This window comes from Paraburkholderia sediminicola (assembly GCF_046026895.1).
Classification (GTDB): Bacteria; Pseudomonadota; Gammaproteobacteria; order Burkholderiales; family Burkholderiaceae; genus Paraburkholderia; species Paraburkholderia sediminicola_C.
This window is the reverse complement of sequence record NZ_JAQQEU010000005.1, coordinates 182,182-206,967: the sequence shown is the minus strand read 5'-3', so window position 1 is coordinate 206,967 and position 24,786 is coordinate 182,182. Positions and strand designations below refer to the sequence as shown.

25 protein-coding genes and 1 pseudogene are annotated in these 24,786 nt (G+C 65.1%); 7 read left to right on the top strand and 19 right to left on the bottom strand.

Features of this window, described 5'->3' with window-relative positions; genetic code table 11:
• Positions 1-110: 110 nt before the first annotated feature.
• From PQR02_RS06060 to PQR02_RS06020, 9 genes are all read right to left on the bottom strand, one after another.
• On the bottom strand, positions 111-671 hold the full coding sequence (locus tag PQR02_RS06060) for a phosphonate degradation HD-domain oxygenase (RefSeq protein WP_408226931.1): 561 nt from the start codon (positions 669-671) through the stop codon (positions 111-113).
• Positions 672-675: 4 nt separating this feature from the next.
• Entirely contained in the window at positions 676-2,127 is a 1,452-nt protein-coding gene (gene phnY, locus PQR02_RS06055; protein ID WP_408226928.1) for a phosphonoacetaldehyde dehydrogenase, read from the bottom strand.
• Complete coding sequence (gene phnA / locus PQR02_RS06050; RefSeq protein WP_408226925.1) at positions 2,124-3,392, bottom strand: phosphonoacetate hydrolase; 1,269 nt, start codon at positions 3,390-3,392, stop codon at positions 2,124-2,126. The genes phnY and phnA overlap by 4 nt, the downstream gene beginning before the upstream one ends.
• A gap of 51 nt (positions 3,393-3,443) precedes the next feature.
• Positions 3,444-4,202 carry a phosphonate utilization associated transcriptional regulator gene (locus PQR02_RS06045; RefSeq protein WP_408226922.1) on the bottom strand — a complete coding sequence of 253 codons (759 nt, stop codon included), beginning with the start codon at positions 4,200-4,202 and terminating at the stop codon, positions 3,444-3,446.
• 75 nt (positions 4,203-4,277) lie between these two features.
• On the bottom strand, positions 4,278-5,141 hold the full coding sequence (gene phnV, locus PQR02_RS06040) for a 2-aminoethylphosphonate ABC transport system, membrane component PhnV (protein WP_408226919.1): 864 nt from the start codon (positions 5,139-5,141) through the stop codon (positions 4,278-4,280).
• A complete protein-coding gene (gene phnU, locus PQR02_RS06035) occupies positions 5,131-6,081 on the bottom strand; it encodes a 2-aminoethylphosphonate ABC transporter permease subunit (protein ID WP_408226916.1) in 951 nt (316 codons plus the stop codon). The genes phnV and phnU overlap by 11 nt, the downstream gene beginning before the upstream one ends.
• Positions 6,059-7,159, bottom strand: a complete 1,101-nt coding sequence (phnT, locus tag PQR02_RS06030) for a 2-aminoethylphosphonate ABC transport system ATP-binding subunit PhnT (RefSeq protein ID WP_408226913.1) — start codon at positions 7,157-7,159, stop codon at positions 6,059-6,061. Before phnT ends, phnU begins: the two co-directional genes overlap by 23 nt.
• A gap of 102 nt (positions 7,160-7,261) precedes the next feature.
• Complete coding sequence (gene phnS / locus PQR02_RS06025) at positions 7,262-8,353, bottom strand: 2-aminoethylphosphonate ABC transporter substrate-binding protein (RefSeq protein WP_408226910.1); 1,092 nt, start codon at positions 8,351-8,353, stop codon at positions 7,262-7,264.
• A 516-nt stretch (positions 8,354-8,869) separates the two neighbouring features.
• Positions 8,870-9,625: a DeoR/GlpR family DNA-binding transcription regulator gene (locus PQR02_RS06020; RefSeq protein WP_408226907.1), complete on the bottom strand. Its 756-nt coding sequence runs from the start codon at positions 9,623-9,625 to the stop codon at positions 8,870-8,872.
• Positions 9,626-9,818: 193 nt separating this feature from the next.
• On the opposite strand from PQR02_RS06020, the gene PQR02_RS06015 reads away from it, so the two are divergent.
• Both PQR02_RS06015 and PQR02_RS06010 read left to right on the top strand, forming a co-directional pair.
• Positions 9,819-11,378: an ABC1 kinase family protein gene (locus tag PQR02_RS06015; protein WP_408226904.1), complete on the top strand. Its 1,560-nt coding sequence runs from the start codon at positions 9,819-9,821 to the stop codon at positions 11,376-11,378.
• 132 nt (positions 11,379-11,510) lie between these two features.
• Positions 11,511-12,383 carry a DMT family transporter gene (locus PQR02_RS06010; protein WP_408226902.1) on the top strand — a complete coding sequence of 291 codons (873 nt, stop codon included), beginning with the start codon at positions 11,511-11,513 and terminating at the stop codon, positions 12,381-12,383.
• A 76-nt stretch (positions 12,384-12,459) separates the two neighbouring features.
• Here PQR02_RS06010 and PQR02_RS06005 read toward each other — a convergent pair whose 3' ends face one another.
• Positions 12,460-13,434 carry a L,D-transpeptidase gene (locus tag PQR02_RS06005; protein WP_408226899.1) on the bottom strand — a complete coding sequence of 325 codons (975 nt, stop codon included), beginning with the start codon at positions 13,432-13,434 and terminating at the stop codon, positions 12,460-12,462.
• 499 nt (positions 13,435-13,933) lie between these two features.
• Here PQR02_RS06005 and nadE point away from each other — a divergent pair.
• Positions 13,934-14,784: pseudogene (gene nadE / locus PQR02_RS06000) on the top strand (NAD(+) synthase).
• Between the two features lie 119 nt (positions 14,785-14,903).
• Here the strand turns inward: nadE and PQR02_RS05995 are convergent.
• The 5 genes from PQR02_RS05995 to PQR02_RS05975 all read right to left on the bottom strand — a co-directional run bounded on the left by PQR02_RS05995 (position 14,904) and on the right by PQR02_RS05975 (position 20,443).
• Complete coding sequence (locus tag PQR02_RS05995; protein ID WP_408226896.1) at positions 14,904-15,167, bottom strand: RNA-binding protein; 264 nt, start codon at positions 15,165-15,167, stop codon at positions 14,904-14,906.
• Positions 15,168-15,621: 454 nt separating this feature from the next.
• On the bottom strand, positions 15,622-15,984 hold the full coding sequence (locus PQR02_RS05990) for a hypothetical protein (RefSeq protein WP_408226893.1): 363 nt from the start codon (positions 15,982-15,984) through the stop codon (positions 15,622-15,624).
• A 77-nt stretch (positions 15,985-16,061) separates the two neighbouring features.
• Positions 16,062-16,793, bottom strand: coding sequence for a hypothetical protein (locus PQR02_RS05985; RefSeq protein WP_408226890.1), 732 nt, complete (start codon positions 16,791-16,793; stop codon positions 16,062-16,064).
• Positions 16,794-17,094: 301 nt separating this feature from the next.
• Positions 17,095-18,759 (bottom strand): S10 family peptidase, encoded by a 1,665-nt coding sequence (locus PQR02_RS05980; RefSeq protein WP_408226887.1) that lies wholly within the window; start codon positions 18,757-18,759, stop codon positions 17,095-17,097.
• A 124-nt stretch (positions 18,760-18,883) separates the two neighbouring features.
• Positions 18,884-20,443 carry a S53 family peptidase gene (locus PQR02_RS05975; RefSeq protein WP_408226884.1) on the bottom strand — a complete coding sequence of 520 codons (1,560 nt, stop codon included), beginning with the start codon at positions 20,441-20,443 and terminating at the stop codon, positions 18,884-18,886.
• 315 nt (positions 20,444-20,758) lie between these two features.
• Here PQR02_RS05975 and PQR02_RS05970 point away from each other — a divergent pair, with 315 nt between their 5' ends.
• Positions 20,759-21,268 (top strand): DUF1993 domain-containing protein, encoded by a 510-nt coding sequence (locus PQR02_RS05970; protein ID WP_408226881.1) that lies wholly within the window; start codon positions 20,759-20,761, stop codon positions 21,266-21,268.
• A 22-nt stretch (positions 21,269-21,290) separates the two neighbouring features.
• On the opposite strand, the gene PQR02_RS05965 is transcribed toward PQR02_RS05970, so the two are convergent.
• The gene (locus PQR02_RS05965; RefSeq protein WP_408226878.1) at positions 21,291-21,611 is read right to left on the bottom strand and encodes a YnfA family protein; all 321 of its coding nucleotides are present in this window, start codon (positions 21,609-21,611) and stop codon (positions 21,291-21,293) included.
• A gap of 147 nt (positions 21,612-21,758) precedes the next feature.
• On the opposite strand from PQR02_RS05965, the gene PQR02_RS05960 reads away from it, so the two are divergent.
• Entirely contained in the window at positions 21,759-21,932 is a 174-nt protein-coding gene (locus tag PQR02_RS05960; RefSeq protein WP_408226875.1) for a DUF1289 domain-containing protein, read from the top strand.
• A gap of 15 nt (positions 21,933-21,947) precedes the next feature.
• Here PQR02_RS05960 and PQR02_RS05955 read toward each other — a convergent pair whose 3' ends face one another.
• On the bottom strand, positions 21,948-22,589 hold the full coding sequence (locus tag PQR02_RS05955) for a LysE family translocator (RefSeq protein WP_408226872.1): 642 nt from the start codon (positions 22,587-22,589) through the stop codon (positions 21,948-21,950).
• A 157-nt stretch (positions 22,590-22,746) separates the two neighbouring features.
• On the opposite strand from PQR02_RS05955, the gene PQR02_RS05950 reads away from it, so the two are divergent.
• Both PQR02_RS05950 and PQR02_RS05945 read left to right on the top strand, forming a co-directional pair.
• Positions 22,747-23,214 (top strand): Lrp/AsnC family transcriptional regulator, encoded by a 468-nt coding sequence (locus PQR02_RS05950; protein ID WP_149674794.1) that lies wholly within the window; start codon positions 22,747-22,749, stop codon positions 23,212-23,214.
• A gap of 63 nt (positions 23,215-23,277) precedes the next feature.
• Positions 23,278-23,511 carry a hypothetical protein gene (locus PQR02_RS05945; protein ID WP_149674793.1) on the top strand — a complete coding sequence of 78 codons (234 nt, stop codon included), beginning with the start codon at positions 23,278-23,280 and terminating at the stop codon, positions 23,509-23,511.
• A 207-nt stretch (positions 23,512-23,718) separates the two neighbouring features.
• Here the strand turns inward: PQR02_RS05945 and PQR02_RS05940 are convergent, their stop codons facing one another.
• A complete protein-coding gene (locus PQR02_RS05940; RefSeq protein WP_408226868.1) occupies positions 23,719-24,195 on the bottom strand; it encodes an OsmC family protein in 477 nt (158 codons plus the stop codon).
• Between the two features lie 99 nt (positions 24,196-24,294).
• Positions 24,295-24,654, bottom strand: coding sequence for a hypothetical protein (locus tag PQR02_RS05935; protein ID WP_408226865.1), 360 nt, complete (start codon positions 24,652-24,654; stop codon positions 24,295-24,297).
• Positions 24,655-24,786 lie beyond the last annotated feature (132 nt).

Here is a 24,786-nt window from a genome sequence, read left to right as displayed (position 1 = left end):
AATTTTGATATGTATGACGTGCACTCTGAGTGGGCGCAACGATAACGACGCTATAACGCATCCAAAGGATCTAGCAAGACGAACAGAAGCGGAAAGCGCAAACTCGTGGCTCACGCAACCGCATGCTTGCGCATCACGCGCTCGACCACACCCATATAGTGATCGAGATCAGGCGTCGCACGATTCTGCTCTTTTGCGCGGTCGTCCCATTTACGCAGACTCAACGCATCTTCCGCATAGGGCTTTCCCAGAAACGCCTGGGCCTCTTCCCTGCTGAAGATGCCGCCCTGCAATTCCAGACTCCGCACCGAATCGGCGGAAAGCTGTCCTAAGTACGTGGCGTCGATTGCGCATAGGCAGCGCTTGGCGTCGACGTGCAAGCGGATCGGCTCCAGCACCGCGTCCGACAACACCGGCCGCAAGAACGGCAGCGCGAAATACTGATGTAGATCGTCGATGCCCCGCTCGGTCGGCGTGTCGCCTTGCAGATTCAACAGATGCCCGAGGTCGTGCAAAAACGCGGCTGCAACCAGCTCGTCGCCGGCACCCGCCCCTTCGGCCAGCGCACCGCTTTGCAAAGCATGTTCGAGTTGGGTCACCGGCTCGCCGCTATAAGCCAGATTGCCGTATTGCGCGAATAACGAGCGGATGTCTTTCAGACTCAATGCCACTCTCTTACTCCCAAGGTAATGAAAAGGTCTTTAGATTGGTGAAGCTCTTCATCGCTTCCTGAACCCCTTCCTTATAGCCAAGCCCGGAGTCCTTGATACCGCCGAACGGCGTCAGCTCGATCCGGTAGCCGGGCACCTCCCACACGTTGACCGTCCCCACGCGCAATTCGTTGATGAAGCGCGTGATCGCGTCCTGCCGGTTCGTACACACCCCCGACGACAACCCGAACGGCGTGCCGTTGCTGATGCGAATGGCGTCGTCGAGCGTGTCGAAGGCAATAATCGGCGACACGGGCCCGAAGGTTTCCTCGCGCACCAGCGTCATCGACGGCTCGACGCCGTCGAGCACCGTCGGCGCATACAGCGCGCCCTCGCGCTGGTTGCCGATCCGCAGCCGCGCGCCGCCCGCAATCGCTTCGTTCACGCGCGCTTCGAAAAGCTGCGCGGCAGCGGCATCGATCACCGTGCCCATCTGATTGGACGCATCGAATGGATCGCCGAATGACCAGGCCCGCGTCTTCTCCACGACGAGCTCGGCGAAATCCGCCGCGACACGCTGTTGCACCAGCATCCGCTTGACCGCGGTGCAGCGCTGCCCGGAGTTTTTGTACGAGCCCTGCACGGCCAGCGTCGCCGCGCGTTCGAGATCGGCGTCGTCGAGCACGATCAGCGGATCGTTGCCGCCCAGTTCCAGCACGACACGCCGGTAAGCGGCCTTCGCCGCGATGTATTTGCCGATCGCTACGCCCCCCGTAAAGGTGACGAGCTCCGCCGACGCATGCGTGATCAACTCGTCGGCGATTTCGCGCGGATCGCCGGTCAGCACCTGCAGCATCGGCGCGGGCAAGCCAGCTTCGTAGAGGACGTCGGCCAGATAGAGCGCCGACAGCGGCACCTTCTCCGACGGCTTCAGCAGTACCCGATTGTTCGTCGCGATCGCCGGGGCAACCTTGTGCGCGACCTGGTTCATCGGGTGATTGAACGGCGTGATCGCGACGATCACACCCGCGAGCGGCTCGCGCTGCGAAAACACCCGCCGCTTCTTGCCGTGCGGCGTCAGATCGCAGGAGAAGCTTTGGCCGTCGTCGCGCAACGCTTCGATCGACGCGAACTTGAACACATCCGCGACGCGGCCGATCTCGTACCGCGAGTCCTGCTTCGACAAACCCGATTCGAGCGAGATCAGATCCGACGCCTCTTCGGTCCGCTCGCGCATCAGCACGGCCGCGCGCTCCAGAATCTGCGAACGCTCGTAACGCGTGAGTGTCGGCCGATAAGCCACCGCGTAGTCGAACGCCGCGCGCACGTCGTCGATGCTCGCCAACGGGACCGTGCCCACCCGCGTGCCCGTATAAGGATCGAACACGTCGAGCGTGCGCGTGCGGGTGGCGCGCTTGCCTTCGAGCCGCAGCGCTTCCGCCCGGAAGGCCGGATGGTCCCGCGGCGTGGCGTTCATGATGCCGCCACGCGATTCAGCGCGATATCGAAGATATCGAAGTTGCGCAGCCGTTTACCGCCAGCGGCGCCGGCCGGCAACGCTTCGACACGCCGGTTGAACAGCAGCGGCACTTCCTGCTCGGAAATGCCGCCGTGCGAACGCAACGGCACGGTCAACCCGGACAGGTCATGTTCGTCGCGCCGCGTGCCGAGCACGACATGCTTCGTGCTGACCACGACGACATCGCCGACGCGGTCCTCCGGCAACTCGAAGCGCCGGCACGCCTCGCGGTTGTCGAGCACGACCTCGATGCCCTGCAGCCGCCCAATGCGCTCGATCACCAGCGCGGCATCGACGTCGCGCGGCAGGTAAACCGTCGCGAACGACCCGAGCGCGCCATGATGCACGACGTACGGATCGGTGATCGGCAGGATCACGCGCGCCGTTTTCGCGCCGAGCCAGTCGTCCAGCACGTCCTGCAGATAAATCACGTTCGGCTCTCCGGTGCGCGGATCGTGCTTGGCGTTCATCCCATGGTCGGCGGTCAGTCCGATCACCCAGCCGAGCGCGTCGAGCTTCGCCAGATAGCCGTCCATCATCGCGTAGAACGCGTTCGCGCCTTCGGTGCCGGGCGCCCATTTGTGCTGGATGTAATCGGTGGTCGACAGATACATCAGGTCGAGCTTGCGCGTCTGCGCGAGCCGCACGCCGGCGGCGAACACGAATTCGGACAGCCCCGCGCTGTACACGTCGGGCAACGGCAAGCCGACCAGATCGAGCACTTCGTCGATGCCGTTTTCTGCGCGCGTCGCCTTGTCGGCTTTTTCCGCCGAGAAGCAGATGCCCTTCAGTTGCCAGCCGAGCAGGCTGCGCAGCTTGTCCTTCGCGGTGACCACGGCCACCGCGGCGCCCGCGTCGGCGGCGGCGGCGAGCAACGTGCCGGCGCGCAGATAGGCGGGATCGTTCATCATCACTTCCGCGCCGGCGCCGTGGTTCGCGTCCGGGTCCCAGAAGTAATTGCCGCAGATGCCGTGCACCGAGGGCGGCACGCCGCACACGATCGACAGATTGTTCGGGTTGGTGAACGACGGGATCACGCAGTCGCCCTTGAAAGCCGAACCGCCCTCGAGCATCTTGCCGATGAACGGCGCGACGCCGGCCGCGACCGCGGCTTCGAGATAATCGAACTCGCAGCCGTCGACACACACCACCACGGTCGGCTGTGAAGGGAGCCGGTAGCTGCGGCCGTTGACTTCAATCGTACGTTGACCTGAATTTGCCATCATTGCCTTCCATGCGTGCGTGGCACGCGTGCTGTCGTTAATCCTTCGCAGTCAATCTTGCCGGGCTCGGTCGCTCGAAACCGGCGCGGCCTTCAACCTCGACGCCCCGCCCGGCGGCCCCGCCGTCTCGCAGGCCGCATGCGCGCGCTGCAGCCCGCCGTTCACATGCGCGCGCATCAGCGTCGCCGCACGTTCGGCGTCGCGCGAGGCGAGCGCCGTCAGAATCGCGCGATGCTCGGCCAGCGAGCGCTCCATCGCATCGGCATGCACCACCAGCGCGGCACGCCGGAACAGGCTCAACTCGCTCACCAGCCGTCGATACGTTTCATACAGCTTCCGGTTGCCCGATGCCGCGACCAGCGCGTCGTGAAACGCCACATTGGCGCGCGCGTACGCATCGTGATCGTGCGCATCGGCTGCGGCACGCATCGCATCCGACCAGTCGCGCAACACCGCGAGCTTCGCTGCGTCGATGCGCGCCGCCAGCATCCGGCACGCCGCTTCTTCGAGCACCGCGCGCACCGCGTAAATTTCGTCCGCCTCCGCCAGCGACACCGTCCGCACGAACACGCCGCGATTCTTCTCGGTGCGCACGAGGCCGGCCTGTTCCAGCGCGCGAAACGCCTCGCGCACCGGTCCGCGCGACACCTGCAGGCGCGCAGCCCAATCGGCTTCGTTGAGCTTGTCGCCGGGCGCGAGCGCCCCTTCGACGATATGCCGCTCGATCTCGTCGCGCACCAGCGTCGTCAGCGAATGCCTGCGCACGACATCGATCGGATCGACAGAAGCAGCCAGCATATATTCGGTCATTTTGACAAATTTTGCCACATCGCAATGTGTTCGCACGCCGTTACGGCACGCAAACACACGCAGCGGAATTGCGCGTCAGTCGACCCGACGGCGTGGGACGCGCGCGGCGATCACGAGCAGCGCGGCCAGCGAGACCAACAGCAGAATCAGCGACAACGCGGAGGCCGGCAGGTAATAGCCGCGCTCCACCTGCCCCACGACGACGATCGGCACCGTCGCGAAACCCGGCGGATAGACGGTGAGCGTGGCGCCCAGCTCGCCGAGTGACAGCGCAAAGCCGAGCGCGAGACTGGCGCGTATCGCCGGCACCAGTTGCGGCAGCACCACGCGGCGCAGCACCATCGACGGCGGCGCGCCGAGACTGGCCGCCGCTTCGCGCAGGACCGTCAGCTCCGGGCGCAACGCGGCGGCCGCGCAGCGGTAGCAGAACGGCAGCACCAGCGCGAGCTGCACGAACACCACGATCGCCGCAGAACTCGACAGATCCACCGGCCGCTTGTGATACGCGATCAGCACCGCGAGCCCGAGCACCACGCTCGGCACGCCGTTGGGCATCATCGCGATGGTGTCGACGAACGCGCCCAGACCACGCCGGTCGCGTCCTTCGAGCGCGAGCGCGAGCCACAGCCCGAGGATCGTGCCGAGCACCGCGACGCCCATGCCGACTTCGAGGCTGGTCCTCAACGCGTCGAAGTCGCTCGAACCGAGGCGCTCGAACCAGCGCAGGCTGAAACCGTCGGGGAGGATCGTGCCGGACCAGTGCGAGGCCACGCTCGACAGCGCGACGACCAGCACCGGCAATACGAACAGCCAGAAGCACAGCAACCCGGCAAAGCCGAGAAACAGCCCGCCGAGCATGCGCACCAGCAGGCTGTGGCGCACCGGCCGCGCCTTCTTGTGCATGACCGGCAACACGGTCGGGTCGAGTTCAACGGCCATGGCCCGCTCCTTTCACCTTGCGACGGTTGACCCGGCGGTACAGCGCGTACAGCGACAACGACATCATCAGCATCACGACCGCGCCGGCGGCGGCGCTCGGCAGATCGAGGTCGACGGTGGCGGAACTGTAGATCGCCACCGGCAGCGTGATCAGATGCGCGCTGCCGAGCACGAGCAGAATGCCGAACTCATTCAGCGTCAGCAGGAAACAGAGGATGGCGCCCGCCGCGATGCCTGGCCACGCGAGCGGCAGGATCACCTTGAACGCGACCATCGAGCCGCTCGCGCCCAGGCTGCGCGCGGCTTCGATCAGACGCCGGTCGAGCAGCGCGAACGAAGCCAGGGTCGGACGCACGACGAACGGCGCGTAGAACACCACTTCCGCGAGAATCACGCCGCCGACGCCGAACAGGAAGTCGAGCGGCGGCGCCTGCAGATTGAAGAGCCGCTGCAAGCCGATGCTCACCGAGCCTTGAGAGCCGTACAGAAAGATCAGCGTGAACGCGACCAGAAACGACGGGAACGCGACGAACAGTTCGAGAAAGCGCGTGATCATCCGCGCGCCGGGAAACGGCTTGAAGAACAGGATCGACGCCAGCGCCACGCCGAGCACCGACGCGAGACCCGCGCTGGCGAACAGGATCCACAGCGTCGTGCCGATCACGCCGCGCGTTTCGGGATTGCCGAAGAAGCTCGAATAAGCCTGCAAGCTCAGGCCGTGCGAGCCGGTCAGACTCAGCATCACCAGACGCACGAGCGGGTAGATGACGAGCGGCCCGAGCACCACCACGGCGATAAAAAGCAGATGCCACTGCGCCGCGCGTTCGCGGCGCTTCACCGCGGCCGTATGCGACGCGGCGCTGGCGCGGCGGCGCGCGTCGGCGGCAGCGTCTGCCGCGCTGAGCGGCGCGGGCGTGTCAGGGGTGGATAAGGACGACATCGTCAGCCTCGTAACGCAGGGAAACACGTGCGCCCTTCACCGGCATCATGCCTTGGCCGCGCTGCAGGGTGACGAGCACCGGCTCGTTGGGCAGCGCGTCGAGCGTGACCTGCACCGACAGCACCGCGCCGTACCATTCGACCGACGTGATCGCGCCATGCATCTGCCCTTCGCCGAGCGGCACGATGCGCAGCGCCTCGGGACGCAAACAGGCGACCCGCTCGCGCTCGTTGTAGCGCACGTCGTCCATCGCGAACGCGAGCTGCGGCGGCAGCAGATTGGCCGCGCCGAGATAGCGCGCGACGAAGCCGTCGGCGGGTGTGTCGTACAACTGCTGCGGCGTGCCGAGTTGCGCAATGCGCCCTTCGCGCATCAACAGCGTGCGGTCGGACAGCACCAGCGCGTCGTCCTGATCGTGCGTCACGCAGAGGATCGTCAGATTCGGCAAGCGCTCGTGCAGCGCCTTCAGTTCGGAACGCACCGACGCGCGCAGATTGGCGTCGAGTGCGGACAGCGGTTCGTCGAGCAGCAGCACGTCGGGCTCGATCACGAGCGCGCGGGCGAGCGCCACTCGCTGCTGCATGCCGCCCGACAGCTGCGCGGGCATCACGTGGCCGGCGTCGCCGAGTTGCACCAGCTTCAACACATCCGCGACGCGCCGTGCGATGTCGCGCGACGGCGCACGGCGCGCGCGCAGACCGAACGCGACGTTCTCGAACACCGACAGATGCGGGAACAGCGCGTAGCTCTGGAACAGCAGACCGAGATTGCGCTTGTGCGGCGGCACGTGCGTGAGATCGTGGCCGGCCACGGTCAGCGTGCCGGCGAGGCCGTCCGCTTCGATGAACCCGGCGATGAAGCGCAGCAAGGTCGTCTTGCCGCAACCGCTGCGGCCGAGCACGGTGAGCAACTCGCCGCGCTGGATGGTCAGCGACAGGTCGTCGAGCACCGTGCGGGTGCCGAAGCGCACCGTCAGATGGTCGATCTGCACGCCGCCCGGCGTGTTCGAACCCGCGGCATCGAGCGCGTCCGGTGACGCGTCGAGCGCGCCGGGGTGAGCAAGACTGACCGTATTCACCGGGTGGATCCTCCAACAAGATTATTGCTATGCGGCGCCTGCCGATACCCGCAGACGCCGCCTGACTCAGTTACGTCAATTGACTACGCCGCAAACGGCGGCTTACTTCGGCTTGACCACTTCGGTCTGCTTGCCCGACGAGCCGATCACCTCACTCTTCCAGCGCGCGGTCCAATCGGCCTTCTTCGCCATCACGTGGTTCCAGTCGACCGGAATCAGCTTCACGCCGGAGATGGCCTGCTTGACCGCTTCGCCGTTCTTGCCGGCGAGCGGCACGTCGGTGCGGCCCGGAATGCCGAAGATGTCCGGCACCCTGCCCTGCACTTCCGTCGACATCAGGTAGTCGATCAGCTTCTTGCCTTCAGCCTGGTTCGGACCGTTCTTGATCAGACCGATCGCGTACGGCAACTGGAAGGTGGTCGGCTGGCCGCCGGGCTCGGCCGCGAGGAACACCGGCTTGAGCGACAGGCCGCCGTTGGCCGCGTCGTCCAGGTCCATTTGAAGGTCGCCATTGGCGACGGCGATTTCGTTGCGCGACAGCAGCACGTCGAGGTAGCCCGTGCCCTTGGTGTGGAACTTGGCGCTCTGTTCGAGCTTCTTCAGATAGTCGAACGCCTTGTCCTCGCCCATCAGCGACGTGGTCAGGATAATCACCGCCATGCCGTCACCCGCGGTAGCCGGATTCGAGTACGCGACCTTGCCGCTGTAGTCCGGATGCAGCAGGTCCGCGAACGTCTTCGGCTGGTTCTTCGTGACGTCCGGGTTGATCGCGAACGAGAAGTAATTGTTCACGAAGGTCGCCCACGTGCCGTTCGGCGCCTTGGCGATCGCCGGCACGTTCTTGTAGTTGGCGCTCTGGTACGCCTGCAGCAGACCGGCCTGGTCGGCTTGCTGGATGAACGGCGGCAGCGTGACGATCACGTCCGCCTTCGGCTGATCCTTTTCGATGGTCGCGCGGTTCACCACTTCACCGCTGCCCGCCGTGACGATGTTGACCTTCACGCCTTCCTTCTTTTCGAAAGCCGGCAGCACGTCCTTGTAGAGATTTTCCAGGCCGTCGGCGGTGTACAGCACCACGGCGTCGGCTGCGTGAGCCTGCATCGCCGCGCCGCCGAATGCCGCCGCGGCGACCAGCCCCGGCAGCAGTTTGCGAACGAGGCCGGCCGTGACCTGAAGGGAATGCGTCTTTGTCATGTCGTTTTCTCCGAAAGGCAAAAACCAGACGGTCGGGATAACCCCATACCTGTTGTGATTGAACGGCGTTAGCGCCGTGCCGCTTGCGTGTTGCCCGCAGCCAGCTGTCATGACCTTCTGCGCGCTCACCACCGCTCAGTGCCGCGGATTGCAGATTGCCGACAACTTCGCCGCTTCCTCTCCAGCCAGACCAACAGCCCCTCTACGACGCTCGCACTGCCTGCCATGCCTGAACGGGCACGGCAAGAATCACAGGTTTCGATGACAACGCCATGACTATTCTCGCGAGTTCCCAAAAACAGCACAATTCGCCAATATTAGCCAAAGCGCTTTTGTTCGCTACCGTGTGTGGAACTTGAACATGTCCGGGGCAGCCGAGGGTCGGCGGGCCCGTGTAAACCGTGCGATGCCGGGGCAAAACGCACAACGCGTTGCCCGCGCTCAACTTCTTGCCCGAGCGATTACGCATCCGCATGACCCGCCATACAGCCGAGCCGCAATCAGGCAGTCACGCTATTACGCGATCAGAATTTCCGGGCCATGCGCGGTAATCGCCTTGCCGAGCGTGCGCTCGGGAGCCAGTTCGGTCACCAGATAACGCGCCGACTCGATCCCGTTGATCCGCACCGGCGTCACGCGGCCGAACTTCGAATGGTCGGCGACGATCACCACCGTGCCGGCGGCGGCAATCATGCGGCTGCGCACTTCGGCAGCCATGCGGCTGTAGTCGGTCAGATAGCCGTCCGGCGAGATCCCGCCGGCGCCGATGAAGGCGAAGTCCGCGTGGTATTGCGTGAGCTGCTGGACCGTGTCGAGCCCGAAAGTGGCGTCCTCGATATCCGACAGCTCGCCGCCGAGCAGCGTCACGCGGTTGTCGTTGCGCCGGCCGAGCAGCAGCGCGATGCGCCAGTCGTTCGTATAGACCACCAGCCGATGCCGGTCGAGCAGCGCCCGCGCGACTGCCTGCGTGGTACTGCCCGAATCGATGATCAGCGACGCGCCGTCCGGCACGAACTCCGCCGCGCGCTCGCCGATCGCGCGCTTCGCACCGGCGTTCGCCGCTTCGCGCGTATCGAGATCCGGCTCGCGCCGGTCGCTCGACAGCGCGCCGCCGTGAGTCGTGACCAGCAGTCCGCGCGCGGCGAGCGCGTTCAGATCGCGGCGGATGGTCTCGCGCGACACGTTCAGTTCGCGCACCAGTTCGGCGACCGAGAGCGCGCCCGTTTTTGCGACTTGCGCCAGGATGTATTGGTGTCGTTGTTCTGCGAGCATCTGATGAAGGCCGGAAGCCGGCGCCTGGGTTTCGCACGGTTGGAGAAGGCCGGCGTATTGTATTACGCGTGGCGCGGCGACGTTCCTGCCGAAGCGCTCGTCTGCCGGTACCTGCTAACCTGAGCCCTGGCCGCGCGCCCCGACGTCCCGTCGATGCCTGTCAAACCCTGCTGGTCCGTCAACCGAACACCCCATGCCGCCACTGCTTCGCCGTCTACTGCTGCTGTTCCACGCGCTGCGTTACGGCGCGCGCCTGATCTGGCTTGCCGCGCCGCCCGGGCGCAAACTCCACTGGATGATCGAACTGGTCGGCCGCGTGCACGCATCGGAGCGCAGCGGCCAGAATCTGCACAGCCTGTTGCCGGCGCTGGGGCCGCTTGCCAGCCGCTTCGCGCAGACGCTCGCGCAACGCCCTGAACTCGCGAGCGCGACCTTGCACGACGCGATCGACGCGGTCGATCATATGGAAGAGCCGCTGCCGCCGCGCGAGTCCCAAGAGGCGCTGGCGCGCGCGTTCGGCCGGCCGCTCGACACGTTGTTCAGCGCGGTCGACCTGGTGCCGGTGCGCGGCGGCTTTGCCGAACAGACGCATTTCGCGCGGCTGCTGACGCCGGTCAAAGGGCATCACGAAGTGGCGATCAAACTGGTGCGCGCCGAGCAGTTGCAACAGATCGGCGACGAACTCGCGCTGTTGCGCTGGGTCGCGCGCTGGCTGGAAAAGCTGTCGGGCACGGCGCGCCGCCTGCAACTGCGCGCCCTCGCCCAGACCTTCACCGACGACATCCTGCGCCGCTTCGACCTGCGCGCCGAAGCCGCCAACCTGAGCCAGACCGGCCATCATTTCGACGGCGACGCGCGCCTCGTCGTGCCGGACGTGATCTGGGATCTATGCACCAATCGCACGCTGACGATGCAGCGCATCAACACCTTGCCCGCGAGCGACCTGGCCGGCTTGCACGCGAACCACGTCAAGCTCGCGCCGCTCGCCGCGCACATCATCGAAGTCGTTTCCGAGCAGGCGTTCGAGCACGGCTTCTTCCACGCCACGCTCGACGCGCGCCGCGTGCGCGTGAGCATCGAGCCGGACACGCTCGGGCGCCTCGTGCTGGCGGAATTTTCGATCATGTCGACGCTGTCGACCGGCGAGCGCGAATTCTTCGTGCACGGCGCGACCGCGCTGTTCGACCAGGATTACGGGCGCCTCGCCGAGATGCATCGCGATGCCGGTCACGTGCCCGCCGACACCCGCTCGGAGATCCTCGAAGCCGAGTTGCGCACGCGCGCCGAAGCGCATTTCGCGGCGGCCCCGGAAGATCGCTCGGCGGGTTCGCTGTTTCATCATCTGCTGCACGCCGTGCATCCGTTCGACGGCGCGGTGCCCGCCCGCCTAGCCGCCGCGCAGCGCTCTTTTCAGCAGGCGGAGATGCTCGCGCGTGCGCTGCATCCGGGCGTGGATACCTGGAACATCGCGCGTGGCGTGCTCGCGGACATTGCGCGGCGCGACGTCGATCATCGCGGCTGGATCAAGCGCATCTCGCGCGAGCTGCCGCATCTCGCGCATATGCTGCCACGCGTGCCGCAACTGACGGTTCGTTATCTGCAGCATGAACACGAGCACGCGCGCACCCCGCAGCAGAACGCCCAGTTGATCGCGGATATAGGCCGCGAGTACCGGCGCACGCGGCTGTTGTTGTGGGCGTGTGCGGTGTGTGGCGGGCTGCTGGGCGCGGGGACGATGCTGCTGATCTGGTGATGGGTGGCCGCTACCGGCAAAGCCACCCTGCACGCCCGGCGCCACCCGCTCTCTCTGACGAATTGCAGCTTCAAACAAGACACCCCACGCGCATCCCGACAAGATGGCGGCTTTTGCACCCCAACCCTTGCGATGTTCGCCTCTCTGATTGCCGCTGTCTTCGTCGTGCTGTGGTCGACCGGTTTCGTGGTTGCCCGCGCGATCACGCCGTACGCCGATCCCAATCTGTTCCTGCTCGCGCGCTTCGGCGGGACCGCGCTGATTTTCGCGCTTGCCGCGCTAGCCGCACGCGCGGCGTGGCCGACCGGCCGCGACCTCGGCAAGCATCTGATGGCGGGTGCGCTGCTGCAAGGCGTCTATCTCGGCGCCGGCTACTGGGCCGTCGCCCAAGGCTTGAGCGCCGGCGTGATGGCCTTGCTCGGCGCGCTGCAGCCGCTCGCGACGGCCGCCGTCGCGGCGCCGCTGTTCGGCGAGCGCCTGTCGCGGCGCGGCTGGACCGGCATGGCGCTGGGCCTCGCCGGCGTCGTGCTGGTGCTCGAACCAAAGCTCGCCGCGGCCGCGCCGCCGGCCCCGCATGGCAACGCACCCGCGTGGCTGGTCGTGTTGATCTCGATCGTCGCGGTCGCGTCGATCACGGCCGGCACGCTGTTTCAGAAGACCTCGCTCGCGAAGGCCGATATCCGCAGCGCGAGCGCGGTGCAAAATGTCGGCGCGGCGCTCGTCGCGGCCGTGCTCGCGCTCGCGCTCGGCGAGCATCGCTGGATTGCCTCGACCAGCTTATGGGCGTCGCTCGCGTGGGGCATCGTGATGCTTTCGGGCATCAGCGTCACGTTGCTGGTGTGGATGGTCAGACGCGGCGACGCGGCACGCGCCACCGCGCTGCTGTTCCTCGCGCCGCCGCTTGCCGCGCTCCAAGGCTATGTCGGCTTCGGCGAAACGCTGCTGCCGGTGCAGATCGCGGGGTTTGCGCTCGCGCTGGCGGGTGTGCTGCTCGCGCGCTCTTGAAGACGCTCGCCAGGCCGCTCGCAAAGGCGCTCACGGGCACCGTCAAGCCGCTCGTCAAGCGCCGGGCAGCCGTGATTCAATCGGCGGTATCCGCGCCGGCCGGCACTTTCGCGCGCGCCTTGCTGCCGGGCGCGGGCGCCCACGCCGGCCGGCCCTTGCGCTGCGAATCCACCACGGCGATGTAACGCCCCGCCCACGGCATGACCTGCCGATCGCTTTTCAACACCCACAGCGATTTCCCCGTTTCGATCAGCGCCGTGTATTCGGCATCGAGAATGCCGTAGTGATCGAGAAACGTATTGAGCGACGCGGGTATCCGCACACAGCCCTTCGAGTGGCGAATGCCTAGAAGCGGTTCGAGCCGGTCAGGGTCGGTCGCATGCATCTGGAAGCGCATCTGCGATACGCCGCCTTTGCCCCAGCCGCGTTCGCCCTGCGCCCAGCCGAGGTCGAAGATCCGCATATCGCGCTTGCCATAGCCGCGAATGTGGTTCTCGTTCTGCGTGCCCTCGGAGCGGAAATCCATGTTGCCGGGCGTATGTTCGAACACGCCGAGCGGCGTGATGAAATGGTCATATTCGCCGGGCCGGCCGGTCGACACCGGCGACGCGCCGATCATCTGCCAGCTGTCGGCCGGAGCGGCGCGGAAGAAAATGAAGAGCGCCTGCACGTTCGCGTTGCGATCCACCAGCGCGATGTACTCGCCCGACAGGTTGCCGAGCGTGTTCGCATGGAGCGCCGCTTGCAGACGATCGGCGTAGGCGCGCTGTTCGGCTGCCGGCACTTTCAACTGCCGCGTCACGGTTCGCACGAACACGTCGCGCAGCAGAAACGCGCGGCGCGGATCGACGACGCCGGCCGCATCGGGCGCGGCGACCGTCGACGCATTGACGGCGGCTGCGGGCCGGCCCTCCGCGTCCGGCCCGGCCGGCGGCAACGCGGGTCCGTGAACCGGCGCGGCCAGCGCAGCGGCGCACGAAATCGCACAGAGCGCGGCGGCCAGTGCGCGTGCAGGAAAACGGAAAACATGTACGGCACGTGTGACCCGCACACGGGTCACACGTGCAACGCAAGCAACACGGCTGAACCGCGACGCACGCGACTCGCAGCGCCAATGCCGCAAGTGCGCTTCGTCGCACGGATGAACTGCCGAAGCGGAAGTCAGGCGGTCCAATACAGGCTGGCCAGGCCGATTTGGGTAGTTCATCGCGTATTAGAGCAAACCTGATTATTATTGACTGCTCGCCGGGTCACGCGGCGCTCGGAACGAGGATATTACTAAGCGGTTTGCATTCTGTCGATAAAGTTACGGACGCCCTGTGAATCTCGCCATAAAAGCTGCGCTATTTGATGATCCACGAGGCAATTTTAAAAAAATGTGTTGCAAGTGTTAAAGCCCATTTCGATGATAAATCCCCGAGACCGATGCACCCTTCGTTGCTGGCTTAACTGCATCGCCCCCACCCGCTCGCGGGTTCGCTATTTATCTTATCGGCGCGCAAGCGTTCATTGCTGACAATGCGTGAGCGCGCGAGGAGCACAAAGAAATCATGCCGCAACAAGACCCCATCGCCCGCCAGGCAAGCATCGCCGCTGAAATGCACGTCACAGCCGAGTTCGACGCCGAACGGGAAATCGCGCGCCGGGTCGAGTTTCTGGCGAACTACCTGCGCGAGAGCGGCCTGAAAACTTATGCATTAGCGGGGGTGTCGATTCGACCACCGCCGGGCGCCTTGCGCAACTCGCCGTCGAAAGATTGCGCTCTGACAATTACGACGCGCATTTTGTCGCAATACGTTTGCCTTACGCAAAGCAGAAAGACGAAGTCGATGCGCAGCAGGCGTTAAGCTTTATTCGCGCGGACGAAAATCTCGTCATCGACATCAAACCCGCCGCCGATGCGATGCTCGCCGCGCTGGATAACAGCGGCGTGTTATTCAATGACGAAGCGCAACAGGATTTCGTGCACGGCAATATCAAGGCGCGACAGCGAATGATCGCGCAATATGCGGTGGCCGGCGCTCGGGCCGGCGTGGTGATCGGCACGGACCACGCGGCCGAGTCGGTGATGGGCTTCTTCACCAAGTTCGGCGACGGCGGCGACGTGCTGCCGCTCGCCGGACTGAACAAACGGCGCGTGCGCGCGCTGGCGAAGGCCTTGGGCGCACCCGAAGCGCTGGCGCACAAGGTGCCGACCGCCGACCTCGAAATGCTGCGTCCGCTGCGGCCCGACGAAGACGCCTACGGCATCCCGTACGACCTGATCGACGACTTCCTGGAACGCAAACCAGTCAGCGCCGCCGCGCGCGAGACGATCTTGCGTTTCTACAACGGAACGCTTCACAAGCGGGCGTTGCCGTACACACCGTTTGACTGCCCGGCGCAGCCGAGTGAAGAATAGACAGAACGAGATGCCGCGCAAGCGCCGACGACGCAAACCCGACCAGCGTGCGCGGCGTGACCCGCGAGTCAAACCACGTTCACGCTGCGCGCCGCATTCGCGGGATTTCGGGCGGCCGGTTACTGCGCGGATGGTTCGTCGGTGAACAGATCGGCGCTCGCTTCGAGCGTCTGGCCGCCCAGTTGCTTGCCGTGAATCTGCCGCGCAATCACGTCGCCGACATAAGGGACGTTCGCGTCCAGTTCGACCGTGGCGTAGGCGCCGGGTTTGCCAGCGTCGATCACCTCGACGTTTTTTGCGTAGTGACCGAGTTCATGCTTGAGGAAGTCCCGCACCTGCTGCTCGCTGCACGACTCGGCGATGTTGCGCACGATGAGGTTCATGCGGCCTACCCTCTACGCGCGTTGTCGCTCGTGCGTCGATCCGCGGTCCGGATGCGCGCCGGACGTTGTTTCGTTTGCCTCGCGGCGAGTTCGCGGATCACTGCAGCACCGGCAGCGCCCAAAGCGATCAATGACAAATAGAAGGCAATCATCCGAATCTCCTCTGCGAATTCGTCACGTGTTCAGATAGTCAGCAAAGACCCGCCGCGTTTGGTAATAGCGTTGCAGCATCGGCGGCATGAAGGCGACTCGAAGACCGTCGTTGATGCACTGTACCCGAATAAGCGGTATTGCCGACAGCAAAACATCTGTTCATTTAATGCGGCACGAACGCCGGCAATGCGTTGGCGGCAAAAGGGGCACCGCAAGGGCACCCGCAAAAAACGGGCCGCGGCTCGCATCGCCACGGCATCCTGGCTGGGGACCGGCGCAAAAGACGGGTTAATCGACGGGATCAGTCCGTCGTCGGGTCCGCCACTTGTACGTTGGCCGAGCTTACCCACCACGCGTTCTTGCCCTGCGGCAACCGAACCAGCACCGCGGACGGATCGTCGACGCCGTCGTCGGCGATCTGACAGACCGCCAGTCCGTCCGGCAAATGTTTGACCTCGCCGGCTGACTGGAATAATGCAACACGTTGCGCGTTCAACGGCCGCAGTTGCCGGTACACATCGAAGCTGATTGCGGCGGGGACATCGCCGCGAATCTGCAGCGCGTCGGCTTTGCCGCAAGGTACGGGGTCGGCGGCAAGCGCGGCGGCGCTGCTGAACACGCCGCCGATAGTGAGCGCCACTGCGGCAACACGTGAATGGGTCATGGTGATTCTCCGAAAAAATGAAGGACGGCAGGCCGCGGACAACGACGCAGCCTGTCTGAATAGGCGCGAATGAACGATCAGGACGGCGCAGACGCGCGACGCGGTTTGTGACCTGAGGGCGCACCGGCACGCTCGGCGCCCTGAACGCTGCCTGCGCCGCTGTCGCCTTGATCGGCGTCGCCTCCAATCCCGTTGTTGTCGCCGCCATCGCCGACAGTGGCGACGTCGAGGCGGCTCACATTGCAGGACGTCTGGCCGAAGCCCGAATAAACCATCGACCAGTTGCCGACGATCGCCGCTTGCGCCTGCGCGAGACTCAGCTTGCCCTCACAGACGCAGCGCTTGAGCATGACCGCTGCACGCGCCTTGCGCCGCTCGCCCTGATGACCCGCCCACGGCAGCAGGTCGAGATTGGCGGACGCATCCGGCGAGCCGCCGAGCACGATCGGCACACGCCGGTCGAGCGCGAAAGCGGAGCCGTCCTCGGCATCGATGCCGCGCGCGGCCAGCATGCGGTCCTTGTGCGCCATCAGCTGGTCGAAAGGCGGCGCGACCGCGTCCGCATAGCCAGGACGGCAAATCGTTTCGCCCACCGATTGCTGCGTGACACGATGGTCGAGCATGCCGCCGACCTGCGCGTGCACGACGCCGATGCGCAACGCGAGGAGCGCGGTGAGGCCCATGAGCAACGCACGTCGCGTCGTGATGCAACCGGCACGCGCGAGCGTGGCTGCAATTGCCGCCTGGATACGTCGGGGTGGGTCGCCGGAAAGGTCGGTGCGACACGTGTCTGCAATGCCTGCGTTCATTCGTCGGCGCGCCGGTTGCAGCACGCAATAGTTCAATTCGCAGGGTAATTAAAACACATTCAATATTCTGTCGTACAAAAGCGCGGCCCTCGCGCGAACCGCGCGGGCAGTTGCCCCGCAGTTTGCGCAGGGCGTTATCGAATGGGGCAGCACGACGGCGAGCGTTCGACGATGCCGTGCGGGGCGACGCGATGGCTCACGCGCCGCCCCACGGTTTCTGCGCACCGTTTTGTCAACTCGCTCGCCGGCGCGAGCCGCCCCGCCGCACTACCCAGCCTCATACCGCGAGCGCGCCCCGCCGCTACTTCGCCCCCCGCGCCTGCAACGCGCGAATCCGGCCGAGCGCCTGCGTGTTGGCCACCGTCGCGTCGTACATCTGCGCGAGGTCCGCCTTCAGCGCGGTGCGTGAGCCGCCGTCGAGATAAACCATGTGCCCCGACGGATAAAAACGCGCCGACAGATTCTGCCGGACCTGCTGACTGAGGAGAGGCATTTGCTGCAGATCGAGCACGGTCTGATAGAACGGCGTCACGTAGTCGAAAAAGCCATTCGCCGACAACACTTTCAGATCGGGATTGAGCGCCATCACGGCGGCAAGATCGCCGGCGGTGTACAAAATGATGTTGCCCTTCGAGTCGAGCCCCTTCTGCGCGCCGGTCGGGTCGATGTGACCGAAATCCCAGTACTTGAACGCCTGATCGTTCAGATCGGTGAACGACGAATTCGACGTGTATTTCAACTGCTCGTTCAGGTACACGTTCCACATCGTCGTATAGACGCCGGTCACCGCCGTCATGGTCGGGTCGTTGCCGCCGGAGTTCGGGTCGATCTTGCCGGCAATGCCCGTGTCGATCGCCGTCACCCGGCCGTCATACTCGCCGAGCGCCAGACCTTGCGACTTCAGCAGCGTGGTCAAGAACAGCGAATTGCCCCGGCTGTCGTAGGCCGCGATATCCAGGCTCCACGCAAGCAGGCTAGTTTTGTCGATGCCGGTGTATTCGCTCAGTTTTTCGACGGTCGCCGAATCGGTGGTCGGAAACTTGCGCAGCGCCGCCAGATAATCGGTGCGCGCGAATTGCGCGACTTCCTCGGCGAACGTGCCGAGATCGGTCGGCCGTGGCGCGATGCCGAGTTTCTTGTGGTACCACGCGTCCGCGGCCGCCGTGGGCAGCGTGCCGACCGGATTGCCGGATTGCGTGTAATCGAGAATCGACGATTGCAGCGTGATGCCATTCAGATCGACGCCATCTTCGTGCAGGCGATACGCCAGCACGCAACTGCGCGCCGTGCCATACGATTCGCCGAACAGATACTTCGGCGAATTCCAGCGGTTGTTCCTGGTCAGGAAGCGCTTGATGAACTGCTTGATCGAGTCGGCGTCCTGGTCGACGCCCCAGAAATCGCGGTTCTTCTTCGGCGCGATCGCCGCCGAGTAGCCGGTGCCGACCGGATTGATGAACACCAGGTCGCTGCGGTCCAGCAGGCTGTCCGGATTGTCTTCCATCGAATACGGCGCGGGCGGCGTGAAGCCCGGCATCGACGTCTTGATGCGGCGCGGCGCGAACGAGCCCAGCAGCACGAACACGGACGACGACCCCGGGCCGCCGTTATAGAAGAACGTCACCGGGCGGGTTTCCTCCTTCTGGTTGTCCTGCGTGAACGCGACGTAGAACATGCGGGCTTCGGGCTGCGAGCTGCTCGGGTCGACAATGATCAGATGACCCGCCGTTGCCGTGTAGTTGATCTTGCGCCCGCCGATCGTGACCGAATGGTGCGTGACCGCGGCCGTCTCGTCGACTTCGGTGACGGAATCGTCCGGTCCGTTGCCGTAGGCAACCGGATCGAAGAACGGTTGATCGCCGCCTTTGTGCGTGGCTTTGGAATTGGCCGAAGCAGCCGAGGCCGCCGAAGTATGAGAATTGTGCGGCGACTGCGGACTTACGGAAGCTGACTCTGTGTTCGTCATGATCGCTCCATGGGTTCGTTCACGTCTTGTGGGCCGCCCCTCCAGGGGACTTGCTTCGATGCGCCCCTCGATGGACACCTTTCGGGACTCCCCAAAAGGTGCCTGAAGGGGCGTGAGTTGCAGACTATAGTGCGGCGGCCACTTTCTGACCATTGGGACTGCCGAGCCCCGTGCAGGCATCCCATCCCGCGGCACCCGCGAAACTGCCGTTGTTGCCTTGCGTGATGTCGTTGCACACGCCCGGCTTGCCGTACAGCTTCGGATTGATGAAGCCGGCAGGCTGCCCCTTCGCGGCGTTGATCCGCGCGATCAGCGCCGCCCATAGCGGCGCGACCGCGCTGGTGCCGCCAACCACCGTCTGGGTGCCGTCGATCAGCACGCTGTAGCCGGTAACAGGCGACGCGTCGCCCGCCACGTCCGGCACGCCGCGCCCGCCAAGCGGCTTCTTGCCGCCGCCCGACGAGGTCGCCGACAAGCCCTTTTGCCACGCCGGTACCGGGAACGCCTGGCTCACGCCGCCGCCGCTCGCGCCACCCTGCTCGCCGTCGTTCCACACCACCTCGTGCGCGATCGAGGTGCCCGAGGCGGTCAGGCTCGTGCCGCCGCACGCCAGCACATAGGGACTGGACGCCGGAAAGTCGACCTGATCGCCGCCGCTGGCGCCGTCGCTCGATCCGCTGTCGCCCGATGCCGCGCAGACCGTCACGCCAAGCGCCGCCGCGCTCTGCAACACGCTGTTGAGCGCCTTCTGCGACTGACTGGTCCAGCTCGACTCCGGTGCGCCCCAGCTGATCGAAATCACCGAAGGCTTGTTGGCCGTGTCGTGCACCGCGCGGCTGACCGCGTCGATGAAACCGGCGTCGCTGTTCTGTGTGAAGTACACGGCGATGGTCGAGCCAGGCGCGATCGCACCAACGATTTCGATGTCGAGCGTGACCTCGCCGTCGGGCCCGTTCGGATCGCCGCTCGGATGATTGCCGCCTTGATCGACGCCGACCGACTTCACTGTGGGCGAAGCCACGCCGAGGCTCGCGAAATAGGACTTCAGATCGGAGGTGTTATAGCCGCCGCCGAGTTCGATGATGCCGACACACTGCCCGCCGCCGTCGCCTTGCGGAAACTGGTAGAGCGCCGCGAGTTGCGGCGGCGTGAACGACGCCTGATGCGCTCTGGCCGGCACGAACGGCGGCCGGATACGGAAGTGCGGCCGCGCCTGGGGCCGGTTGTCGAGTCCGAGCACGGCTTCCACCACGCCGTGCAGATCGTCCGGCACGCTGATCGTGCCCGAGCGCCCGCGAAACTGCCCGGCCGTATGATGCTGGAATTTCTCCAGCTTGACCTCGAACGCGCTCTGGAACTGCGCGACCGTGCCGCTTAGCAGGACCGAGCGCGCCGCCAGGTCCTCGTGGACCACCGTCAGTCCATGCGCGGCGGCGAAAGCCTTGACCTTGGCGACGTCGTCCGGCGCGGCGCCGTAGTCTTTCGCGAGCGCCTCGCGCGACAGCGGCTTGACGCTCGGGTCGCCGGCTTCGATCCGGCTAATCAGCGCATCGAACTGCGCCTGCTGCCGACGGCGCAGCATCACCAACACCTCGATGCGCTCCGCCGGATCGCACTGCCCAACCACCTTTGAACCTTGCTCTACGGTTCGCTCGCTTCCCGGCAACGGATGCTTGTTGACCATGGTTTCGACTCTCCTGTTATCGTGACGGCGCAGGCTGCGGGTTGCAGCCCGAACACACCACGCGCCTGCACGACCCTCTGCACGAACGCTTGTCCGAACGACGGCGGCAGGGTGCTGTTCCAAGAACTTCGTCAAACCGTCCGACCCGAGCATTCGACCACAGTTCCGGCGCGCGCGGCAGTTATCCGAATGGCTAACAGCGCGCCGCACCGCTGCGCGCCGTGCGTCGCTCGCGCTATGATGCTGCAGCGGCAATCCAGCCGTTACATCGCCTCGCGCGCCGCCGCGCGCACGATTCAGAATCAGAGGAACCCCATGTCAATTTCGATGTACCAAGCCTCACTGCCCGTGCTGATTCGCGGCCTGACGAACCTGCAAGCCATCCTGGGCAAAGCCGAAGCGCATGCCGCCGCGAAGCAGATCGAACCCTCGGTGTTCACGAACGCCCGGCTCGCACCGGACATGCTGCCGCTGGTGCGCCAGGTCTATATCGCGAGCGATACCGCGAAGGGTTGCGCCGCACGTCTGGCCGGCGTCGAAGCGCCGAAATACGAAGATGTCGAACAGACCTTCGACGAACTGCAGGCCCGCCTTCAAAAGACGATTGATTATCTGAAGGAATTCAATGCGGCGCAGATCGACGGCTCGGAAGAGCGCGCGATCACGCTGAAAATGCGCACCGGCCCGATCGAGTTCACGGGACTGTCGTATCTGCTGGGTTTCGTGCTGCCGAATTTTTATTTTCACGTCACGACGGCGTACGACATTCTGCGTCACAACGGCGTCGAACTCGGCAAGCTCGACTATCTGGGCGGTATCAAGTAAAGACGGGTGCGCGGTGCCCGGGCTAGACGCGCGGCTGGAATGCGATCACCGCCATGCCGGCCAGCGTCAGGGCCACGCCGGCCGTGTCCCACAGCGTGGGCCGCACCTTGTCGACGGCCCATAGCCAGGCAATCGCCACCGCCACGTACACCCCGCCGTAAGCCGCATACACGCGGCCTGCGGCGGTGCCGTGCAGCGTCAGCAGCCACGCGAACAGCGCGAGGCTCAGCGCGCCGGGCAGCAGCAGCCACACGGAGCCGCCCTCCTTCAGCCAGCGCCAGGGCAAATAGCAGCCGACAATTTCAGCAACGGCCGTCACGACATATAGCAGGAAAGTTTTCATCGCGGATGGAAGCAGGTGGTTGTGTTGCCGCCAACGGCGCGCGGCTCTCTATCGGCTTTATTAACACAATCACTTTGCGCAGCGGGCATGTCGCATGCGACAGTCGCCGCAACCCTGTTCCCTGATGGCTAACGGTCACTAACGGTCATGAGCATCGCGTCCCCCTGCATCGACATCTGCAAGTTCGACAGCAAGACCGGTTTCTGCATTGGCTGCATGCGCACGCGCGACGAATGCAAAGACTGGAAGAAGATGAAGGATAAGCATCGCCGGAAGATCGTCGAGGACCGTGCGCGCCGCGAGCACAAACTGAAAAAGTGAGCAGGCGGCCCAGCGTCAATCCAGCGAGAGCCGCAGCGCGAAACCAATCAGCGCGGCCGAGAAGGTCCAGCGCTGCAAAGTCTGCGCAAGCGGATGGGCGCGCATCCAGCCGGCAATTCGCGCGGCCCCGATCGCATACATCGCGTCGAAGCACGCGCCGATCGCAAGCAGCACCAGACCGAGTTCGACCATCTGCAACGCGACGGGCCCGGCTTCCGGCCGCACGAATTGCGGCAACAGCACCGAGCAGAAGAGGAGCGCCTTCGGGTTCAGCAGATTCGTCAACAAGCCTTTGACGAAAGCAGTCCGCAGCGGGCGCGCACCGGCAGTCGAAGTGAGCGCGGCGCCGCCGCCCTCGGGCAGCGTGAACACCGGCGAGCGGAAAATCTGGATCCCCACCCACGCGAGATACACCGCGCCGCCATAGCGCACGACATCGTACAGCCACGGCGCATTGCGCAGCAGCGCCGCCACGCCGCATGCGGAGAGCGTCACATGCGTGGCGCGCGCCAAACCCAGGCCACTGGCGGCCGCGAAGCCGCTGCGCACGCCGCGTCCGATACTCGTTTGCAGCACCAGCGCCATGTCGGGGCCGGGCACCGCATAAACCACCAGCAACGCGGCGATATAAACGGCCAGCAGGTGTGCGGAAATCATCGAAGCCTCCTGTTTTCGAGGGCTCTATCTTGCTCTCGGCGACGGAGGTTTTTCTGGCGAATATCCGTTTCTTCAGGCTTCTATTTGGAGGAATGCGCTAAAATATTTCATCATCACGATGCTTTCCACCAAGCCGCCGCGCGGACACTCCGAAGCCATGACGCCCGACCTCGACAGAACCGACCGCGCGATTCTCGCCGCGCTGCAGAACGATGGCCGCATGTCGAATGCGCGGCTGGCCGAAACCGTCGGCCTGAGTGAGACGCCTTGCGCGCGCCGCCTCAAGCGCCTCGAAAGCGACGGCTACATCGACCAGTACCGTGCGATGCTCTCCCGCTCCGCGCTAGGCTTCGGCGTGGTCGCCTTCGTCTATGTGCGCTTTGCGGTGCACGACCGCGCGGTGGCGACCCGCTTCGAGCGCGAAGTGCAGGCCATTCCGCGCATTCTCGCGTGCCACAACGTGTCGGGCAGCGCCGATTACATCCTGCAGGTGGTGGCCCGCGATCTCGACGACTACGGCACGTTCATGCGTGACGAAATGCGCAGTCTGCCGGGCGTGACGTCGGTGGAGTCGGCGTTGTCGCTGCGCGAAGTGAAGGCCAACGGCGGCTTGCCGCTGTCCTGAGCGCGAACGTGGCATAGTCCCCCTTGACACGGCGCGAGCCGACCTGACGAACACGGAGTTTTCATGGACCACGAAAAGGCGCGAGCCGAAGAAACCGCCGCGATGGAGCGGGTATTGACCGCGACCCAACGGGTGCAGTCGGCGTTTGCGTCGCTGCAATCGCAATTTCCGCCGGCCGGCGAAGGCAAGCCTTCGCAGTTCGCGTTGCAGACGTTCGACGCCGCGTTGCAGGAACTGGAAGACGCACAGGCGGCGTTCGATGAATTGCTCGGCGACCTGCTCGACGGCAATCGTTGAGGCGGGGCTGGCCGCTTCCTGCATGGCCGCCTGTTGCGACCGAGGCGGCTGCGGCAGCGCAGGCGCCGCAGGTCGCACTTTTTTGCCGACACGGCGCGCCGGGTCACCGCTCGCAAGAATGCTTCGTTTAACGAAACATCGTGGCTTCTGACCGCAACGGCGCGGTGCTATTTTGTCTGGAGGCGAACAGGCGGCGCCATGCGCTCGTCAACGCCCATCCGTTTCGATCACCGGTTCGCAGAGAATCGGAAAGTCGACCGAGTTCGCGATATAGCACTTCTCATGCGCCACATGATGCAGATGTGCGGCCTGTTCGACATCGCCCCCGGCTCGAATGACGACGTGCGGGCGCAGAACGATCTGTGAAAAGCGGCCTTGCTGCGGTGTATCGAGCATGGTGCCTTCGGCGTTGTCGCGATAGTCGAGCACCACGATGCCGGCGTCCGCGCAAAGGTGCAGATACCAGAGCTTGTGACACGCGCAAGCGGAAGCGACCAGCAGGTCTTCCGGATTCCATCGGCTGGCGTCGCCGAGAAAAGCTGCATCCGACGACCCCGGAATGGCCGGCTTGCTGCCCGCCGTGATCACATGATCGCGGCCGTAGTCGCGGTATCCCGAGGTGCCGCTGCCGCGGTTGCCCGTCCACTGCACCGATACTTTGTATTTGTGCTCGCCGTATGCCATGCCCCTCTCCTTGGTGTCGAATCCGACCCGGACCCGGTCGCCGGGACATGCATTTTATACGCGGCGATCAACGTGCTCTATGCGAGCGTCGCGAATCCGTTATCGAAGCGGCGCCGCCCTGCCGGACACGTTCGGCGCGCGCGGATCGGGATTCATATACAGGGCCGTGCCGTTTGCCCGCATTGTGTTGAGCGGCTGGCGCGCGCCGGTGCTGCCCGTGATGCCCGCCGACGTTCCCACGCCCGTCGCTGGACCCGCGCCTGACCCGGCGCCCATACCCAGCCCCACCCCCGCTCCCGCTGTAGCGCCCGCGCTGTTCGAGCCGCCCGGCTGTGCGCCGCTCATGCCGCCGCCAGCATTGTCGGGCTGCTGCGCATCAGCCGCCCCCGCCGCGCCGAGCATCAGCGCCACCACGAGTGCCGACATCGATATTGCGATACTGCCCGTTACGATCTTCATCATTCACTCCATCACAACGTTGAATTGCCTTGGGCGCGACGCCGCGCAACGCGAACCGCCCTGACGCGAACGCCCTAACGCGGGCCGCCCTAACGCGGGCCGCCCTAACGCGGGTCGCCCTAACGCGGGCCG

What these genes read in the sequence shown, in the direction of transcription:
- phnY (WP_408226928.1), bottom strand. Translation starts at nt 2,127, where the DNA reads ATGAACGCCACGCCGCGGGACCATCCGGCCTTCCGGGCGGAAGCGCTG.
- phnA (WP_408226925.1), bottom strand. Translation starts at nt 3,392, where the DNA reads ATGGCAAATTCAGGTCAACGTACGATTGAAGTCAACGGCCGCAGCTAC.
- PQR02_RS06045 (WP_408226922.1), bottom strand. Translation starts at nt 4,202, where the DNA reads ATGACCGAATATATGCTGGCTGCTTCTGTCGATCCGATCGATGTCGTG.
- phnV (WP_408226919.1), bottom strand. Translation starts at nt 5,141, where the DNA reads ATGGCCGTTGAACTCGACCCGACCGTGTTGCCGGTCATGCACAAGAAG.
- phnU (WP_408226916.1), bottom strand. Translation starts at nt 6,081, where the DNA reads ATGTCGTCCTTATCCACCCCTGACACGCCCGCGCCGCTCAGCGCGGCA.
- phnS (WP_408226910.1), bottom strand. Translation starts at nt 8,353, where the DNA reads ATGACAAAGACGCATTCCCTTCAGGTCACGGCCGGCCTCGTTCGCAAA.
- PQR02_RS06020 (WP_408226907.1), bottom strand. Translation starts at nt 9,625, where the DNA reads ATGCTCGCAGAACAACGACACCAATACATCCTGGCGCAAGTCGCAAAA.
- PQR02_RS06015 (WP_408226904.1), top strand. Translation starts at nt 9,819, where the DNA reads ATGCCGCCACTGCTTCGCCGTCTACTGCTGCTGTTCCACGCGCTGCGT.
- PQR02_RS06010 (WP_408226902.1), top strand. Translation starts at nt 11,511, where the DNA reads ATGTTCGCCTCTCTGATTGCCGCTGTCTTCGTCGTGCTGTGGTCGACC.
- PQR02_RS05995 (WP_408226896.1), bottom strand. Translation starts at nt 15,167, where the DNA reads ATGAACCTCATCGTGCGCAACATCGCCGAGTCGTGCAGCGAGCAGCAG.
- PQR02_RS05990 (WP_408226893.1), bottom strand. Translation starts at nt 15,984, where the DNA reads ATGACCCATTCACGTGTTGCCGCAGTGGCGCTCACTATCGGCGGCGTG.
- PQR02_RS05985 (WP_408226890.1), bottom strand. Translation starts at nt 16,793, where the DNA reads ATGAACGCAGGCATTGCAGACACGTGTCGCACCGACCTTTCCGGCGAC.
- PQR02_RS05980 (WP_408226887.1), bottom strand. Translation starts at nt 18,759, where the DNA reads ATGACGAACACAGAGTCAGCTTCCGTAAGTCCGCAGTCGCCGCACAAT.
- PQR02_RS05975 (WP_408226884.1), bottom strand. Translation starts at nt 20,443, where the DNA reads ATGGTCAACAAGCATCCGTTGCCGGGAAGCGAGCGAACCGTAGAGCAA.
- PQR02_RS05970 (WP_408226881.1), top strand. Translation starts at nt 20,759, where the DNA reads ATGTCAATTTCGATGTACCAAGCCTCACTGCCCGTGCTGATTCGCGGC.
- PQR02_RS05965 (WP_408226878.1), bottom strand. Translation starts at nt 21,611, where the DNA reads ATGAAAACTTTCCTGCTATATGTCGTGACGGCCGTTGCTGAAATTGTC.
- PQR02_RS05960 (WP_408226875.1), top strand. Translation starts at nt 21,759, where the DNA reads ATGAGCATCGCGTCCCCCTGCATCGACATCTGCAAGTTCGACAGCAAG.
- PQR02_RS05955 (WP_408226872.1), bottom strand. Translation starts at nt 22,589, where the DNA reads ATGATTTCCGCACACCTGCTGGCCGTTTATATCGCCGCGTTGCTGGTG.
- PQR02_RS05950 (WP_149674794.1), top strand. Translation starts at nt 22,747, where the DNA reads ATGACGCCCGACCTCGACAGAACCGACCGCGCGATTCTCGCCGCGCTG.
- PQR02_RS05945 (WP_149674793.1), top strand. Translation starts at nt 23,278, where the DNA reads ATGGACCACGAAAAGGCGCGAGCCGAAGAAACCGCCGCGATGGAGCGG.
- PQR02_RS05940 (WP_408226868.1), bottom strand. Translation starts at nt 24,195, where the DNA reads ATGGCATACGGCGAGCACAAATACAAAGTATCGGTGCAGTGGACGGGC.
- PQR02_RS05935 (WP_408226865.1), bottom strand. Translation starts at nt 24,654, where the DNA reads ATGAAGATCGTAACGGGCAGTATCGCAATATCGATGTCGGCACTCGTG.